Here is a 17,337-nt window from a genome sequence, read left to right on the forward strand (position 1 = left end):
CCATGCTCAAGCCTTACCGTATCGGCCAGATCGTGCCGAGTTCGAACACCACCATGGAAACCGAGATCCCGGCGATGCTTAACGCGCGCCAGGCGATCCGCCCCGAACGCTTTACCTTTCACTCCAGCCGCATGCGCATGAAGCAGGTGCGCAAGGAAGAACTGGCGGCCATGGACGGCGAGTCCGACCGCTGCGCCATCGAGCTGTCCGACGCCAAGGTCGACGTGCTGGGCTATGCGTGCCTGGTGGCGATCATGGCCATGGGTCTGGGTTATCACCGCAACTCCGAACAGCGCCTGCGTCAAGCCACCGCCGATAACGACGCCAACGCGCCGGTGATCACCAGCGCCGGCGCCTTGATCGAAGGCTTGAAAGTGATGGGTGCCAAGCGCATCGCCATCGTCGCGCCGTACATGAAGCCACTGACCGAGCTGGTGGTGAACTACATCCGCGAAGAAGGCTTTGACGTGGTGGACTGGCGCGCCCTGGAAATCCCCGACAACCTCGAAGTGGCGCGCCACGACCCGGCCAACCTGCCGGGCATCGTCGCCGGCATGAACCTGGAAGGGGTGGACGTGATCGTGCTCTCTGCCTGCGTGCAGATGCAGTCGCTGCCGGTGGTGGCCAAGGTTGAAGCGCAAACCGGCAAACCGGTGCTCACCGCCGCCATCGCCACCACCTACGCGATGCTCAAGGCGTTGGACCTGGAGCCTATCGTGCCCGGTGCCGGTGCCTTGCTGTCCGGCGCTTACTGACACTCGTGGTGAATGAGCTTATGTGGCGAATGAGCTTGTTGTGGCGAGCGAGCTTGCTCGCGCTGGAGTGCGCAGCGCTCCCGCTTTTTTGGGGCCGCTTCGCAGCCCAGCGCGAGCAAGCTCGCTCGCCACATAAGCTCGCTCGCCACACAAAAATGAGGGGTTGAGAAGATGAACAACCAATCCGCCGACGCCAACTACCAGGGCGTCTGGGGCAATCGCATCGGCTTCGGCAAAAAATCTGCGCTGCTCATGATTGACTTCATGCAGGGCTACACCACCGAAGGCGCGCCGCTGTATGCCCCTGAAGTGGTGGTGGCCGTAGCTGAAAGTGTCGAATTGCTGGCCACCGCTCGCCGGCACGCAATTACGGTGGTGCACACCAATATCCGCTACCATCCCGGCCATTTCGCCGATGGCGGTATCTGGGTCAAGAAAGCCCCGGTGATGAAGGACATGGTCGAGGGCAACCCGCTCGCGGCGTTCTGTACCGAGGTATTGCCCCAGGCGGATGAAGTGGTGATCACCAAACAGTACGCCAGCGCCTTCTTCGGCAGCAGCCTGGCCCCGATGCTGCACGCCCAGGGCATCGACACTGTGGTGCTGGCCGGCTGTTCCACCAGCGGCTGCATCCGCGCCACGGCCGTGGATGCGGTGCAGCATGGGTTTCGCACCATTGTCGTGCGCGAATGCGTCGGCGACCGACACCCGGCGCCCCATGCAGCCAACCTGTTCGACATCGACAGCAAGTATGGCGATGTAGTGAGCAAGCAGGAGGCGATGAGCAAGTTCAGGGAGCAATAAAGGTTACGAAGAACTGCGCCATAGAGCGCGGTCTTGCACAAAACTGTGAGCCGCCCCCGCCCAACGGTGGGAGCTGGCTTGCCTGCGATGACGGAGTGTCATGCAGCATAATTGTTGCTGATCCACCGCTATCGCAGGCAAGCCAGCTCCCACATTAAAAAGCCGGTGCAGCTTTCAGTCTTCTGACACTGCCTTTGGATGTCGCTTTTACAGCACTCCGAAGTGCTGGAAAAAAGCGGCTGTATAAAAACCATAAGTCACCGCCAGGAGACACCCCAATGCCCATTGCGAATGCAGCGCCCGCGACCACGGTCGCCGACCCCGTTACCACGCTCTACCACAAGATCACCTGGAAGCTGATTCCGTTCCTGTGTTTCTGCTACCTGGCCGCCTACCTGGACCGCATCAACATCGGCTTCGCCAAGTTGCAGATGCTCGACCAGTTACACTTCAGCGAAACCGCGTTCGGCCTCGGTGCCGGCTTGTTTTTCGTCGGCTATATCATCTTTGAGGTGCCCAGCAACCTGGTACTTGAACGAGTGGGCGCGAAGATCTGGATCGCGCGCATCATGATCACCTGGGGCCTGCTCTCGGCCTGCACCATGCTGGTCACCTCCACCACCCAGTTCTACATCCTGCGCTTTCTGCTCGGCGCCGCCGAAGCCGGCTTTTTGCCGGGGGTTTTGTATTACCTGACCACTTGGTTCCCGACGCACCGACGCGGGCGCATCATCGCGCTGTTCATGATCGGCCTGCCGCTGTCGAGCGTCATCGGCGGCCCGCTGTCGGGCTGGATCATGGGCCACTTCGACAACATGGGCGGCCTGCGTGGCTGGCAGTGGTTGTTCCTGATCGAAGCGGTGCCCAGCGTATTGCTCGGCGTGCTGACTTTCTGGGCGCTGCCCAACACCTTCCAACAGGCCAAATGGCTGTCGGACGAAGAAAAGGCCCTGCTGGAAAGCGAACTGCGCAAGGACGAAGCCGGCGCCACCGGCAGCAAGCACAGCTTCCGTGACGGCTTCTTCAACCTCAAAGTGTGGATGCTCGGCGGTATAGACTTCTCGATCCTGCTCAGCGCCTATGCCATGGGGTTCTGGATGCCGACCTTCATCCGCAATGCCGGGGTGACCGACACCTTCCATATCGGCGTGCTGACTGCATTGCCCAGCGTTGCGGCGCTGCTGGGCATGCTGCTGATCGGCGCCAGCTCCGACAAACACCGCGAACGCCGCTGGCACATCATCGTGCCGTTCTTCATCGGTGCGGCGGCCATGGCCACCAGCACGTTCTTTACCCACAGCGTGGTCGCCACCGTGTTGCTGTTCGCCATTGCCTCAGCCGCGATCATCGGCGCCGTGCCGGTGTTTTTCAGCCTGCCGGCAACCTTCCTCAAAGGCACCGCAGCGGCGACCGGCTTTGCCCTGGCCTGTTCGGTGGCGAATATCGCAGGCTTAGTGAGCAACTCGTTGATGGGAGTTGCCATCGACGTCACCGGCAGCAGTGCGGGTGCGTTGTGGTTTTTCGCCGGCTGCCTGATCCTCAGCAGCTTCCTGGTCATCGCCTTGCCGGCGAAACTGGTGAACCGTTAATAACAACAATTTTTTGCGGATGAATCACCATGCAAGGTTTTCTTAAAAGCTGCGCGTTGCTTGTCGCCGTCGGCCTGTGTGCCGGCACGGCACAGGCAGCGCAAACCGCGCCTGAAAAAGTCATCTTCGACACCGACTTCAACGTGCTCAATGATGACGGCCAGGCCTTTATCATGCTCGCGCAGTTGCACGCGCAAAAACGCATCGACCTGCTGGGCATGACCCTGGTCAGCGGCAATGCCTGGGTCGACCAGGAACAGGTCGACGCCCTCAAGGCCGTAGAGCGCATGGGCGTGGAAAAACAGGTCGGCGTCTACTCCGGCGCCGCCTACCCGTTGCTGCATGACTACGCCACCTACGAGGCAGAAAAAGCCCTGTTTGGTTCGGGCTGGCCGGGCGCGTTCAAACACCCGCGCCCGACTTCACCCGCGCAGCTGGTCGCGCCACCGGATGGCCTGGCCACCCACACCCAGCTGCGCAGTGAAACCGCCGCGCAGTTCATTGTGCAAAGCGTGCGGGCCAACCCGCACCAGGTGACCATTCTGGCCGTCGGCCCGCTGACCAACATCGCCCTGGCGATTCGCTCGGCGCCGGATATCGTGCCGCTGATCAAGCGCATCGTGTACATGGGCGGTGCCCTGGAGATTCCGGGCAACACCACGCCGGCGGCGGAATTCAACTGGTGGTTCGACCCGGAGGCCGCGAAGATTGTGTTGCGCTCACCCATCGAACACGTGATTTTCCCCAACGATGTGTGTGAGAAAGTCACCTTCGACAAGTCGGTGTACCAGCGCGTGATAGCCCACAAAGGTGCGATTGCCGATCTCTACAAGCACGAGTTCGGGCCGCTGTTCGACAAAGACCCGAGCTACCACAGCTTTACCTGGGACAGCTTGCCGGCGCTGTTTCTGGTGAGCCCGGAGATTGTCACTGAGTCTGGCGACCTGTGGGTGGATGTGGACGCCACGTTTGGCGCCGACTACGGCCGGGCGCTGGGCTACAAAAAAGGCGCGCCGGTGGGCACGCAAAAAGCCAAGGTGGTGTTTGGTGTCGACCAGCAAAAATTCTGGGATGGCTACGTCAACCTTGTAACCTTGCCAACACCCGTAAAACCCTGACGATTTAAAGCTGAACACGATCTAAATGTGTGGGCGGGCTTGCCGTGGCGAGCAAGCTTGCTTGCGCTGGGGTGCGAAGCGCCCCCAAAAAAGCCGGCTCCCACACTTTACGGGTGACATGCCCGCAGTATCTGCAACAGCCTCAATCCCAGCTCATTAGCCTGTTCCGCCGTCGCCACATTGGTAAAGCCCATCAACAACCCCTGCCCACCTCCCGGCTCAAGGGTCCACGCTGACAATGCGTTAACCGCCAACCCCGCCTCATTGGCTGCCATGGCAACTACCTGATCCGGAACAGGCACCCGCAACCGCGCCAACAGGTTAATCCCCCCGGCCTGTTCATCCACGCGTAAAAAATCCGCGCAATGGGCCTGTAACGCGGCGACCAAAAAGCCCCTTCGCAGCGCATACAACTGACGCATCTTTTTCAAGTGCCGGGTGAAATGGCCCTGCTCGAGAAAATCCGCCGCGGTCAGTTGCAACAACTGCGCACCGCGCTGCTGCAAGGCCTCGGCGCTGCGCCCAAACACCTCCACCAAGGCTGCCGGCACCACCAGATAGCCCAGGCGCAAGCCCGGAAACAGCATTTTGCTGAAGCTCCCGGCATGGATCACCCGGTCGTGCACATCCTGGCTCTTGAGCGCCGCCAATGGCTGGCCCTGGTAGCGAAACTCACTGTCGTAATCATCCTCCAGCACCCAACTGCCCTGCTTCTGCGCCCAGGCCAGCAAGGCCTGGCGGCGCGTCAGGCTCAACGCCACACCCAGCGGGCTCTGGTGGGCCGGCGTCACAATCGCCAGCCGTGCTTGCCGATCACGCTGGATGCCCTGCTCAACATCCAGCCCTTCACGGTCGACCGGTACCGGCACCAGCTCAACCCCTTGATGCCTCAACAACTGCCGCGCATGCACATAGCCCGGGTCTTCGTACCAGCAACGTTGCCCGGCCATTTGCAGTGCATCGCACAACAGCGTCAGGGAGCCGGCATACCCCGAACAGATAAATACCTGCTGGGGCGTACACTCCACGCCTCGGTACAACGCGAGATAGCTGGCAATCGCCACGCGCAACGCCTGGGCGCCGCGCACATCGCCCATGGCCAGGCTGTCGACGTCGGTGCGGCGCACTTGCTGGGTGACCAGCCGTGCCCATAGCTTGCGCGGGAAGGCATCCAGCGCCGGCTGGCCCATTTGCAAGGCTGGCGGCGCCGATGTCGGCGGTGGTGCGACGGGCTGGGGCTTCATCGCCACCTGCGGCAATGTCCGCGCAATCACGGTGCCCGCCTGCCCACGCGCCTCAAAAAAACCCTCACTGACCAGCAACTGGTAAGCCGCCTCCACGGTCCCGCGGGCGATCTTGAGTTCCAGCGCCAGGCTGCGCACCGACGGCACCCGATCACCGGGGCCGAGTTGGCCCTGGTCGATGGCCAACCGGAAGCGGCGGTAGATTTCCTGATATTTGGGCAATGACGACATCACAAGGGGGCTCGGCAGGACGACAAGGTGGAGTCTGATCATGTCCCAACCCACTTGTCCAATCATGCCCCTGTCGAGCAACCCGGCCACCACCGAAAATGGCGCATCTCTTAACGCAACCCAAGGATTACCCATGAAACACCGTCTCGATTACGGCAACGCCGCCCCTGCTGGTTACAAGGCCCTGGGCACCGTGCACAGCTATGTGCATGGCTGTGGCCTGGAGAAAGAACTGATTGAACTGGTGTACCTGCGGGTTTCGCAGCTCAACGGCTGCGCCTATTGCCTGGATTCCCATTCCCGCGGCCTGCTCAAGCAAGGCGCAAGCCTGGAAAAGATCATGCTGCTGGCCGCCTGGCGTGAAGCCTTGCCGTTGTTCACTGTGCGTGAACAAGCCGCCCTGGCCTGGGCCGAAGTGGTCACCCAGGTGGCGCAAACCCACGTGCCGGATGCCGACTACGCCGCCGTGGCAGCGGTGTTCAACGAGAAGGCAGTCGCCGACCTGACCCTGGCCATTTCCTTGATGAACGCCTTGAACCGCGTGGCCATCAGTTTTCGTAAAGTACCGGAGGCGATCAAGGCCCATCTGGAGAACCTTGATGACTAATGAACCCATTGAGTTCGCCCTGATGGAAACCGAGACCGACTGCCTCGCAAGCTTCGCCGTGATGCAGCAACTGCGCCCGCACCTGACCGACGCCGCCAGTTTCGCCGCGCAGGTTCAACGCCAGCGCCAGAACGGCTATCATCTGCTGGCCGCACGCGAACACGGCAAAGTCATTGGCCTGGCCGGCTACCGCCTGACGGAAAACACCCTGTACGGCAAGTTCATCTACGTCGATGACCTGGTGGTAGACGCCATCTTGCAGCGCCGACGCCTGGGCGAGCAGTTGCTCGACCGCGTCCGCGAAGAAACCCGCGCACGCGGTTATCGTTACCTGGTGCTGGACACCGGCCTGCATATGGCCTTGGCCCAGCGTTTCTATTTCCGCCAAGGCCTGCTGCCGCGAGGCATGCACTTTTCCCAGGACCTGAGCCAATGACCCGCGCCCTGCTCCTTAGCTTCAGCCCCCACGGCAAGGCCGCGCAGACCTTCAAGCTGGCCCGTGCCTTGCTCAACGACCTGGTGCCTGGCGCGGAGGTCATCGAACGCGACTACGGCAGCCAGGCGCTGGCGCCGCTGACCCGTGAATACGCGAATGCACTCACTACGCCTGGCGGCTTGAGTGGCAGCGCCACGGCGTTGTCGGAACAGCTGATCGTCGAACTGGAAGCCTGCGACCTGTTGATCCTCTGCACGCCGGTGCACAACTTCACCGTACCGGCGGCGCTCAAGGTCTGGATCGACCATGTGGTGCGCATCCATCGCAGCTTTACCATCAATGCGCAGTTCGAAAAAGTCGGCCTGCTCAAGGACCGCCGCACCTTCGTGCTGGTCAGCAGCGGCAATGCGCGCAAGGGGCATGAACCAGACTTTCTCACGCCTTACATGACCACCATCCTGTCTACGGTGGGCATCCACTCGGTGGATTTCGTCTACCTGGGCGCCATGGTGCGCGGTGAAGAAGCGGTCGCTCGGGCCGTGGAACAGGCACACCTGCAGCTATCGGCGGCAATCAGCACTGGCCTATAAAATTAATGGCGCTAGAATCAGCGCCATTCCTGCACCTGCCTCCCTGATACGAGCCACCCATGAGCTTTGATTTCGACACGATCCACCCCCGCCAAGGCACCGGCAGCACCAAGTGGAACCGTTACCCGCAAGACGTTCTGCCGATGTGGATCGCCGACATGGATATCGCCGCGCCACCCGCCGTCCTGCAAGCCCTGCACGCACGCCTCGACCAGCAGGTGCTCGGCTACAGCGTGGCTGGCGCGGATGTGCGCGAAGCCATCATCGCGGACCTGTGGGCCAAGTACGCCTGGCGCGTACAACCTGAAGAGTTGCTGTTCCTGCCCGGTGTCGAGCCTGGTTTCAATATGGCCCTGCATGCGTTCGTACAGCCGGGCCAGCCCGTGGTGCTGCAAACCCCCAACTACCGGCCGATTCGCCTGGCCCCGGGCCACTGGAACCTGCCGCGTATCGAAGTGCCGTTCGAGTTGATCAACGGCGAGTACATGACGCCCATGCCTGCCATGCGCCAGGCGCTGAAGGGCGCCGGTGCGCTGCTGCTGAGCAACCCGCACAACCCAGTGGGCAAGGTCTTTGCGCGTGAAGAACTGTTGGCCGTGGCCAACGCCTGCGTGGAGAACGGTGCACTGATCATCAGTGACGAAATCCATGCCGAGCTGTGCTTTGACGGCCGTCGCCATATTCCCACCGCCAGCCTCAGCCCCGAGATCGCCCAACGCACCATCACCCTGATGTCGGCGAGCAAGGCCTATAACGTCGCCGGCCTGAAGACTTGCTTTGCCGTGGTGCAAAATGCCGAGGTGCGCGAGCGCTTTAACAATGCCCGTTGCGGCATGGTCGACAGCGTCAGCCCGTTGGGCCTGGAAGCCACCCGCGCCGCCTACAGCCAGTGCAGCGAATGGCTGGATGCGCTGGTGCAGTACCTGCAAGCCAACCGCGACTACCTGCTGCACGCCGTGCAAACCCGTTTGCCCGGCGTGGTGATGCACGCGCCACAAGGCACCTACCTGGCCTGGCTGGATTGCAGCGCCCTGGGCCTTGCCGACCCGCAGCAGTTCTTCCTGGAGCAGGCCAGGGTCGGCCTGAGCGCAGGCATCGAATTTGGCGATGACAGCCAGCAATTCGTGCGCCTGAACTTCGGTTGCCCACGATCGATGCTCGAAGAGGGTTTGCAGCGCATGGAACGTGCACTGCGTCACCGCTAAAACGCATTTCACAACGTTTCGCAACGAGTGCCGAACCCCTGCTGTTACTGTTTTTGCCGACCCGTCCCACCGGCAACAGCAGGAGTTCCATGGCATGTCGACCCAGCCGCTTGATCGCTCGTCCGAGCCCAAAAGCCTTCCGCGCACTCTATCAACATCGGGCGAAGCATTTGCTGTGCTGCTCAAGAACAGCGCCCATAAAAAAGTCGAACCCCATGACAAGTCGCCATCGGGGCTCGATGCGAGCAAAAAAGACGGTTATGAACTCGCGGCCAAAGACGCCACGCCGCCTGCTGCCCTGGCCGACTACAAGGCCATCGGCCCGCCCGATGAAGTGGGTCCTGGGCTGATTCGTTATGAAACCCAGGACGGCAAGAAGATCATCGTCAGCGAGCACGACAGCCCGGAGCTGTTCAAGCAGGTCAGCCAGGACTTCAAGTCGCTCTCTGGCGTGGTCGCCAGCCAGAACGCCGGTTATCAGAGCCTGGGCGCCGAAGGCACTGCGCCGGGTGCATTGGCCGATTACAAAGCCCTCGGCCCGCCCGATGAAACCGGCCCTGGCGTGATCCGCTACGAGACCCAGGACGGCAGCAAGTTCGTGATCAGCCAGCGTGACAACCCCGAGGCTTTCCAAAAGGCCAAGGAAGCTTATGAAAGTTTCTCCGGCCTCTCCAGCAGTGAAGATGCCGGTTACCGTCGCGCCACCGACAACGAAGTATGGCCACCCTACGGCGGCACTGCGGTAGGCCCGGTTGACGAAGTGGGTCCCGGGCTGATCCGCTACGAAAGCAACGGCGAAAAAGTCGTCGTCGCCCGTGAAGACAACCCCAAGTTGTTCGACTACCTGGCGGGCCTTAATACGGTGTACTCCGACCCCGGCAAAAAAGCCGTGATTGAAGGCGAACTGAACAACGGTGCAGCACTGGCCGACGCCAACACGCCCGTGCCCGGGCTCAACGACTACAAGAACTTCAGCTGGAACAACGACCAGAAAGACAGCGTCCTCACCTACGAATTGCAGGACGGCACCAAGGTGGTGGTGTCTGCCGACGTCAGCCCCGAGCTGTTCAAAAGCGTGGCCACGGCCAACGACACCTGGGCCAAGATCCACACCAGTGAAGACGCCGGCTATAAGCTGGCCGGGCCGAATGACTTCCTGAAAAACACCGACATCACCTTCGGCTCTCCCGATGAACTGGGCGACGGCCTGATCCGCTATGAAACCAGCGAAGGCAAGGTCATCGTCTCCAAGGAACTGAGCCCACAGCTCTATGATGACGTGCTGGCCAAATGGGAAGCCTTCAGCGCCAGTTCCATCGACGACACCCGCACCAAGCACAACCTGCCCAAGGCTGATGACCTGGATGTGTTGAACATGGACACCGGCGTGCATTCGGACCCCAAGGACGACAAGTCGCCGACCATGAGCGTCAGTGAGTTGGCCACCACCCAACTGATCGACACCTACCGCGCTGGCGTCAAGGACGGCTCGATTCCCAAGGATGACCCACGGGCCAAGCTGGTGCGCGCCCTGGAAGCCCAGGCCGCGTACCAGAATGGCCATGGCATCACCGGCTATGAAGAAGCCAAACGCCCGTTCAACACTACTTGGCGCGAGTCGGATGACAAGCAAACCGAGCTGAGCGCGGCCGACATGCACGACATCATCGACGGCAAGGCCGTGCAAAAGCAGATCGGCGAGCTGTTCAACGACCCGACCATCCAGGCTGACTACAAGTCGAAAATGGACGACGCGCTCAACAAGTTGCCCAACAAGGATGAGGTCAAGCAGAAGCTGCTCGATCTCACCGCCAACCCCGACTACGTGCTGTACCTCAAAGACCTGCAAAACCAGGGCAAGGCCAGCGACGCACAAAAGGACTTGAGTGACACCCTCACCTCGCTGTCGCTGTTCGACCCCGAAGCCGCCAGCAAGGCCGCGCAAAATATCCAGGCCGACGGCTTGACCACCGACCTTAATGCGATCCTCTCGGACCCGAGCAAAATCTCCGACGACAACAAGGAGCTGGCGACCAAAGACTTGTTCGGCCTGCTCAAGGGCGTGCTCAAGGGCAACCTGCTCGACCTGCCGCGCCGCACCCAGGAAACCCTGGAGAAGTTCCTCAACGAGGGGCTGCAAGGCAAGGAGAAATCGGCCGGTGTCACCAAGGCCCTGGAAGAACTCGGCGAGGTCTACAAGAACAGCGGCACCATCAGCGAAGCCGACGTCAAAAAGGCCCTGAGCAAACCCTATATTGCGGTAGCGGATCGCGGCATGCTCGGTGAGGTGTTCAACACCCTTAACAGCAAAGGCATCCTGGGCTCCCTTGGCGCGGGTGTGACGCTGTTTTCGGCGATTTACCAACTGGTGGGCAAAGGCGGCAAACTCGGCGAAACCCCGGCGCAGCGCATGAGCATCGCCAAGGACTTCCTGAGTTTTGCCGGTGGTTCCAGCCACTTCGTGCGCCTGGGTGACAAGATCGGCGAGACCCTGGGCAAGGGCGGCCTGGTGGACTTCCTGGGCCTGGACAAAACCTTGCCGGAAATCTGGGGCAAGGAAGGCGTGACCGGCAAAATGCTGGATTTTGGCCCCGGCGGCGAGATCGACGCCAAGGTCAGCAAGGAAATCTCCGCGGCGCTGGATGCGGTGCCTGACAGTCAGTACGACGGCATCAGCAAGTTGTTTGGCGAAGGCGATACGGCGGTCAAGCAAGCCACCGATGGCCTGGCCACGCACCTGGATGACGGCCTGGCTGCCGCCGGTGCGGCCAAGTTGGGCGCGTCCAAGTCTGCGAAAATCGCCGGTTCCGTGATCAAGGTGCTCGGCCCGGCCACGGACATCGTCGGAGGGTTTGCCGATATCGTGCTCGGCGCCTTGGCGATCAAGAGCGGCGTCGACAGCAAAGACCCGCTGGCTCAGGCCGCCGGTGGCCTGCAAGTAGCCGGGGGCGCGTTCGGTGCCTCGGCCGGGGTCCTCGGGGCGGCGGCACTGTTTGGCGCAGGCACCGCAGCGGCATTGACCGGGCCGCTGTTTCTGGTCGGCGTGGTGCTGGCGGTGGTGGGCGGGATCATCGGCTACTTTGTCGACCACAACAAAAAGCAGAAGGCCACCAACGCGGAAAACGATTGGTATCGCGACTTGGCCAACGACGGTTTATTGCAAAACGACTGGGCGGAAAAGGTCGAGTACGCCCACTACGAAATCCACCACTATCACGGCCGCGACACGCCGACCGATGACAGCATCTTTCGCTTCCAGCAATCGGAATGGCAGCACTTTGAGGAGACGCCGAGCAAAGGCGGCTCGTCGAGTAATCGGCTGGATGGGGATTTGCACAAGCACTACGAAGACCCAAACACACCGCCAAAGAACCTGCCCAGCGATGCGCCACCGGACAAACCGCAGCCGCACCCGCCGGGCGGAGGTGGGCCGCGCATCAACTGATGCATTGGGCAGGTTCCTACACATCAATGTGGGAGCTGGCTTGCCTGCGATGCAGACACCTCGGTGTGTCAGGTACACAGAGTTGATGGCATCGCAGCGGTGCGACGATTCGACAAGCCAGCTCCCACATTAGTCCGAGTATGGCTTTGCTGTTGCAGTGGCCCTTACATCCTTTTCGATGACGAAGTCAGCGGTCTTTTGATCTGTGCTTTTGATCTTGATCTGAAATCGCCCCCCCAAATCACTGGCGGATTGCGGGCATGCCGAGCCATAGCGAGGCACCGAGTGTTGGGGCGAGGACCTTTTGGTTACTTTTGACTGGGCCGGCATTCCGGTCCTTGCAAAAGTGACCCGCTGTAAGAGCGGAACCATAAGCCGCCGTTACCGCAACAACAGATATGTACCCCGCCAAAAGCCCCCCCATCACAGGCACCCCAGCTCTTACACTTGCGAACACATTTACAGCTTGGCAATCGACACTTCAGTCGACTTCACAAAGGCAATCACTTCACTGCCCACTTTCAATTCCAGGTCACGCACCGAGCGGGTGGTGATCACTGATGTGACGATGCCGGACGCGGTTTGCACATCAATTTCGGACACCACTTCCCCCAGCAAAATTTCCTTGATCACGCCCTTGAACTGGTTGCGCACGTTGATCGCTTTAATGGTCATGTCGGCTTTCCTTTTGGCTGTTGGGTCAATCCGCACGAATGCGCAGGCCCTCAAAATGCGTTATCGGCACGAACATTAAAAGGAATAAATAAGTCTTTATTTATACGACACGGATATATACGAGGTGTTCGCCTGTCAACAGCCGTTCAACACTTTGCCCTCTCCCGCTACAGCCGCCCCCATAGAAACCCGCCTAAAGACGCTGCGCACAAGGTGGCACAGAGACTGCATATTCCTTTAAAGCATGATGGAACATGCCATTTAAATTTTCTGAATATAAGAAAAGCCTTCTCTCAACGCCTTGTCTGGAGCTGTTCCATGAAACCCTTTGCTTTATTGAGTGCCTGCGCCCTCGCCCTGTGCCTGCAACCCCGGGCCTTTGCCGCCGAAACCGACCCCGCCCAGGTCAACCTCGATTACGCCTACTATTCGCCCGTGAGCCTGGTGCTCAAGCATTTTGGCTGGCTCGAACAGGCGCTTCCCCACACCAAGGTCGGCTGGGTGCTGAGCCAGGGCAGCAACCGCTCGCTGGAATACCTCAACAGTGGCGGCGTCGACTTTGCCTCGTCTGCCAGCTTGTCGGCGGTGTTGAGCCGCGCCAATGGCAGCCCGATCAAATCGGTGTACGTCTACAGTCGGGCTGAATGGACCGCGCTGGTGGTGCACAAAGACTCGCCGCTCAAAACCGTCACAGACCTCAAAGGCAAAAAAATCGCCGCCACCAAAGGCACCGACCCGTACCTGTTCACCCTGCGCAGCCTGCAACTGGCGGGGCTGAAAAAGGATGATGTGGAGTTGGTGCATTTGCAGCATCCGGACGGCCGCACCGCCTTGGAGAAAGGCGACGTAGACGCCTGGGCCGGCCTTGATCCACACATGGCCGCGAGTGAAATCCAGGCCGGTTCGCGCTTGCTGTATCGCAATAAAGACTTCAACAGCTACGGCGTAATCAGCGTCACCGAGCAATACGCCAAACAGCACCCGCAGACCATCACCAAGGTCCTCGGGGCCTATGAGAAGGCGCGTGATTGGGCCGTGAAGCACCCGGATGAATTCGCTAAATTGCTCGCAGACGAAGCCGGCTTGCCGCTGGAAGTGGCCAAGCTGCAATTGTCGCGCACCGACTTGAGCAACCCGCTGCTGAGCGCCAGGGACGTGGCGTCATCCAAGGCCGCCGCGCCGATCCTGGTGTCCGAGGAATTAGTCCGTCGTGGCGTGGATGTCGACCCCGTGATCGATCAGTTGATCGACACTTCGTTTGGCCAAACCCTGCCCAAGCCTTAAGGGAGGCGTGATGACCGATAAAAGCCAAGCACTGCCGCTGCCGGCACCCGTGGTGATCAACCGAAGCGCCTGGCCAAAACGGCTCAAAGGCCTGGTGCTGCCGGTACTGATCCTGCTGGTACTGGAGGGCGTGGTACGCATCGGCTGGCTGCCGTCCTACCAGATGCCGGCCCCCAGCGACATCGCAGTGACCCTCACCGACCTGGCCGAAGGCGCGTTGTGGAAACACATCAGCGCCAGCCTGCTGCGGGTACTGGCGGGGTTTGCCATCGGTGCCAGCCTGGCGCTGGTGTTTGCCGCCTGGGTGGGGTTGAGCCGTGAAGCCGAAGCGTATCTGGAGCCGACCTTCGCCGGGCTGCGCTCGATTCCGAGCCTGGCCTGGGTGCCGCTGTTGCTGCTGTGGCTGGGTATCGATGAAACCTCCAAGGTCGTGCTGATCGCGATTGGCGCGTTCTTTCCGGTGTACCTCAACGGTGTCGCGGCGATTCGCGATATTGATCGCAAGCTGGTGGAAGTCGGGCAAATGTACGGTTTCAGCCGAGCACGCCTGGTGCGCCGGATTCTGCTGCCCGCCGCCCTGCCCGGCCTGTTCACGGGGCTGCGCAGCGGCTTGAGCCTGGCGTGGATGTTCCTGGTGGCGGCCGAACTGATCGCGGCCACCAAGGGTCTCGGTTACTTGCTCAGCGATGGTCGGGAAACCTCACGGCCAGACATCGTGCTGGCCGCCATTACCGTGTTGGCACTGCTGGGCAAGCTCAGCGATGGCCTGCTCGCAGCCTTGGAGAAACGCTGCCTGGCCTGGCGCGACACCTTCACAGGCGAAGGCGCGGAGCAATGAGTATGCAAGCGTTATTGGAGCTTCGCGTGGCGCGCAAGAGCTTTGCCGGCATTACGGTGCTGAACAACGTGCAGTTGGCGCTGCAACCGCGCGAAACCGTCAGCCTGCTCGGGCCCAGCGGTTGTGGCAAAAGCACGTTGTTGCGCATCGTCGCCGGCCTGGAGACCGACTTCCAGGGCGAACTGCGCAGCCCCGAAGGCGAAGTTGCCTTTGTGTTCCAGGAACCACGGCTGATGCCCTGGCTGACGGTGGAACAGAACATCGGTTTGCGCGATGACAACCACTATGACAAGGCCTGGGTTACCCAGTTGATCGCAGAAGTCGGCCTCACCGGCTTCGCCCAGGCGCTGCCCAAAGCCTTGTCCGGCGGAATGGCGCAACGCGTGGCCATTGCACGCGGGCTGTATTCACGCCCGCAGGTGTTATTGCTCGATGAGCCGTTCAGCGCAGTGGATGCCTTTACCCGCATGAAACTGCAGGACTTGCTGCTGCAACTGGCCGAGCACCATGGGATTGCCTTGCTGCTGGTGACCCACGATGTCGACGAGGCGCTGTACTTGAGTGACCGGGTGCTGGTGATGGACAACCGGCCGAGCAGTATTCGCCGGGAACTGGCAGTCGACCTGCCACACCCAAGGGACCGGCGTGACCCGGCGCTGGCTCAGCTCAAGGCACAGTCATTGACCGAGTTGCAGCGCGCGCATGTGATTTAGGCACTGAGCATTGAGTTGCCTTCCTGAGGCCAGTGGGACTGTTATGCCAGGCCCGCCTGTTGTGGCGAGCAGGCTTGCCCTGCGTTGGGTCGCGCAGCGGCCCCTTGGGTTCGCAAAGCAGAACATCTGGAAAATTGCGGTGACTGTTTTGGGGCTGCTTCGCAGCCCAACGCAGGGCAAGCCTGCTCGCCACAATAAGCCTGCTCACCGCTACGAACCTGGTGGCCAGCGTCAAGCCAGGGTTCGGCTGAGTGTCACCCAATACCGCGTGCGCGCTCGCACCTCAAACCCCAGGGTCTGGGCCAGCAGTGTGAGGATGCGGTCGGTGTCATCCAGGCGAAAGCTGCCGGTGACCCGCAGCGTTTCCAGGCTAGGGTCCCAGCGCAACACGCCAGGGCGGTAACGCTCCAGCTCACGCAGGAAATCCCCAAAGGGTTGGTTCTGTGCGGTCAATACACCGTCACGCCAGCCCAGTTGCTGCACATCAAACGCCGCCCTGGCACTCAGCCCGTGAGGCTTTAACGAGGCTTGCTGACCGCTGTTCAACGTCGTCAATTGCCCGGCCAGATCACGCACCTGCACCGCGCCCTTGAACACCGACACGCGGCAGCCGGACGCCAATTGCCGTACGCACACTTCAGCCTGGCTCACCTCTACCTGGCCGTAGCGCGTGTGCACACTGATCGCTGCCGCGCCCGGCACCGTCAGCGCCAACTCGCCGTCCACCAGCGTGATGCGCCGCTGTGCCAGGTCAACATCCACCGCCGTCGCCGTGTTGAGTTGCAAGCTGCTGCCATCGGCCAACGGCAGGCGTTTGCGCTCGCCGGTGGCGGTGTGCAAATCAGCCCGCCATGCCTCGATGGGCAACTGACGGCTGATCAGCCAGGCGGTCGGCACCAGCGCCGCTACGCCCAAGGCCCGCTTGAGCAACGCACGTCGCCCCGGTTGCGGGCGGTCGAGGCTGGCCATCGCCACGGCCTGGGGCAAGTCACGCAAGCGCTGGCGCAGCGACTGGGCTTTCTGCCAGGTCTGTTCGTGCTGAGGGTGGCTGTCGCGCCAAGCCTGCAAATTGGCGTGGTCACGCTCGGTGGCCGCTCCGGACTCCAACAACGCCAACCACTGCGCCGCAGCACGCGCAACCTCGTGACTCATAGGGCCACCAACAGGCAATGTTCATAGGCCTGGGCCATGTAGCGCTTGACCGTGCGCTCAGAGACGTCGAGCCGCTCGGCAATTTCGCGATAACCCAGGCCTTCCAACTGGCTCCACAGAAACGCGCGCCGCACCCCCCGCGGCAAACCGTCGAGCAACTCATCCAGAGCGTGCAAGGTCTCCAGCACCAGCCAGCGTTGCTCGGGCGACGGCACGCAGGTTTCGGGCAAATTCGCCAGCGCCTTCAGATAGGCTTGCTCAAGGCTGCGGCGCTGATGAAAGTTGGCCAGCAAACGCTTGCCGACCGTCACCAGATACGCCCGTGGCTCCTGCATCTGCGCAATCGGCTGGGCACTGGCCAGCACCCGCACAAAGGTGTCCTGGCTCAGGTCCGCCGCATCCCAGGCATTGCCCAGGCGCCGCCGCAACCAGCTTTCGAGCCAGCTGCGATGGTCGCGGTACAAGCGCGACAGGGTCATTTCGCCAGTATGGGTCGGGGCAACAGCATCAGTCATGAAAAGCAACCTGCGCAGCGCGAGTGAGTCTCAAATGAGATTCATTCTATTTAATATCGCTGCTGATCACCACGCTCTTTTCAACATTGCGTTTATGCACTGGGTGCCAAGCCATCCTTTACTATTTGTCTTGATA

General features: G+C 61.2%; 16 protein-coding genes. 12 read left to right on the plus strand and 4 right to left on the minus strand.

The features are described from left to right. Nucleotides 1–2 precede the first annotated feature (2 nt). From HBO23_RS13100 to HBO23_RS13115, 4 genes are all read left to right on the plus strand, one after another. Nucleotides 3–755 carry an Asp/Glu racemase gene (locus HBO23_RS13100; protein WP_170038376.1) on the plus strand — a complete coding sequence of 251 codons (753 nt, stop codon included), beginning with the start codon at nt 3–5 and terminating at the stop codon, nt 753–755. A 171-nt stretch (nt 756–926) separates the two neighbouring features. Then, the gene (locus HBO23_RS13105) at nt 927–1,559 is read left to right on the plus strand and encodes an N-carbamoylsarcosine amidohydrolase (protein WP_099549881.1); all 633 of its coding nucleotides are present in this window, start codon (nt 927–929) and stop codon (nt 1,557–1,559) included. 278 nt (nt 1,560–1,837) lie between these two features. Next, nucleotides 1,838–3,148: an MFS transporter gene (locus HBO23_RS13110; protein ID WP_017135470.1), complete on the plus strand. Its 1,311-nt coding sequence runs from the start codon at nt 1,838–1,840 to the stop codon at nt 3,146–3,148. 29 nt (nt 3,149–3,177) lie between these two features. Beyond that, nucleotides 3,178–4,266 carry a nucleoside hydrolase gene (locus tag HBO23_RS13115; protein WP_170038378.1) on the plus strand — a complete coding sequence of 363 codons (1,089 nt, stop codon included), beginning with the start codon at nt 3,178–3,180 and terminating at the stop codon, nt 4,264–4,266. A 107-nt stretch (nt 4,267–4,373) separates the two neighbouring features. Here the strand turns inward: HBO23_RS13115 and HBO23_RS13120 are convergent, their stop codons facing one another. Beyond that, nucleotides 4,374–5,741 carry a PLP-dependent aminotransferase family protein gene (locus tag HBO23_RS13120; protein WP_170038380.1) on the minus strand — a complete coding sequence of 456 codons (1,368 nt, stop codon included), beginning with the start codon at nt 5,739–5,741 and terminating at the stop codon, nt 4,374–4,376. Nucleotides 5,742–5,874: 133 nt separating this feature from the next. Here HBO23_RS13120 and HBO23_RS13125 point away from each other — a divergent pair, with 133 nt between their 5' ends. The 5 genes from HBO23_RS13125 (at nt 5,875) to HBO23_RS13145 (ending at nt 12,024) form a co-directional block, all read left to right on the plus strand. Beyond that, nucleotides 5,875–6,348, plus strand: coding sequence for a carboxymuconolactone decarboxylase family protein (locus HBO23_RS13125; RefSeq protein ID WP_170038382.1), 474 nt, complete (start codon nt 5,875–5,877; stop codon nt 6,346–6,348). Further along, entirely contained in the window at nt 6,341–6,784 is a 444-nt protein-coding gene (locus HBO23_RS13130; protein ID WP_170038384.1) for a GNAT family N-acetyltransferase, read from the plus strand. The genes HBO23_RS13125 and HBO23_RS13130 overlap by 8 nt, the downstream gene beginning before the upstream one ends. Beyond that, the gene (locus tag HBO23_RS13135; protein ID WP_099549886.1) at nt 6,781–7,374 is read left to right on the plus strand and encodes an NAD(P)H-dependent oxidoreductase; all 594 of its coding nucleotides are present in this window, start codon (nt 6,781–6,783) and stop codon (nt 7,372–7,374) included. The genes HBO23_RS13130 and HBO23_RS13135 overlap by 4 nt, the downstream gene beginning before the upstream one ends. Nucleotides 7,375–7,433: 59 nt before the next feature. After that, nucleotides 7,434–8,579: a PatB family C-S lyase gene (locus tag HBO23_RS13140; protein WP_169985881.1), complete on the plus strand. Its 1,146-nt coding sequence runs from the start codon at nt 7,434–7,436 to the stop codon at nt 8,577–8,579. A gap of 94 nt (nt 8,580–8,673) precedes the next feature. Continuing rightward, nucleotides 8,674–12,024 carry a hypothetical protein gene (locus tag HBO23_RS13145; protein WP_170038386.1) on the plus strand — a complete coding sequence of 1,117 codons (3,351 nt, stop codon included), beginning with the start codon at nt 8,674–8,676 and terminating at the stop codon, nt 12,022–12,024. A gap of 459 nt (nt 12,025–12,483) precedes the next feature. On the opposite strand, the gene HBO23_RS13150 is transcribed toward HBO23_RS13145, so the two are convergent. Continuing rightward, nucleotides 12,484–12,699, minus strand: coding sequence for a TOBE domain-containing protein (locus HBO23_RS13150; protein WP_003173733.1), 216 nt, complete (start codon nt 12,697–12,699; stop codon nt 12,484–12,486). Between the two features lie 318 nt (nt 12,700–13,017). On the opposite strand from HBO23_RS13150, the gene HBO23_RS13155 reads away from it, so the two are divergent. The 3 genes from HBO23_RS13155 to HBO23_RS13165 are packed head-to-tail and all read left to right on the plus strand — an operon-like array spanning nt 13,018 to nt 15,534. Next, nucleotides 13,018–13,983, plus strand: a complete 966-nt coding sequence (locus tag HBO23_RS13155; protein WP_170038388.1) for an aliphatic sulfonate ABC transporter substrate-binding protein — start codon at nt 13,018–13,020, stop codon at nt 13,981–13,983. 10 nt (nt 13,984–13,993) lie between these two features. After that, nucleotides 13,994–14,821, plus strand: a complete 828-nt coding sequence (locus HBO23_RS13160) for an ABC transporter permease (RefSeq protein ID WP_017135461.1) — start codon at nt 13,994–13,996, stop codon at nt 14,819–14,821. Next, the gene (locus tag HBO23_RS13165; RefSeq protein WP_169985873.1) at nt 14,818–15,534 is read left to right on the plus strand and encodes an ABC transporter ATP-binding protein; all 717 of its coding nucleotides are present in this window, start codon (nt 14,818–14,820) and stop codon (nt 15,532–15,534) included. Before HBO23_RS13160 ends, HBO23_RS13165 begins: the two co-directional genes overlap by 4 nt. Before the next feature lie 231 nt (nt 15,535–15,765). Here the strand turns inward: HBO23_RS13165 and HBO23_RS13170 are convergent, their stop codons facing one another. Together HBO23_RS13170 and HBO23_RS13175 are read right to left on the minus strand one after the other, a co-directional pair. After that, nucleotides 15,766–16,686, minus strand: coding sequence for a FecR domain-containing protein (locus HBO23_RS13170; RefSeq protein WP_017135459.1), 921 nt, complete (start codon nt 16,684–16,686; stop codon nt 15,766–15,768). Continuing rightward, entirely contained in the window at nt 16,683–17,201 is a 519-nt protein-coding gene (locus HBO23_RS13175; RefSeq protein WP_017135458.1) for a sigma-70 family RNA polymerase sigma factor, read from the minus strand. Before HBO23_RS13175 ends, HBO23_RS13170 begins: the two co-directional genes overlap by 4 nt. Between the last annotated feature and the right edge of the window lie 136 nt (nt 17,202–17,337).

Source organism: Pseudomonas sp. WS 5532 (genome assembly GCF_012985445.1).
Lineage (GTDB): Bacteria > Pseudomonadota > Gammaproteobacteria > Pseudomonadales > Pseudomonadaceae > Aquipseudomonas > Aquipseudomonas edaphica.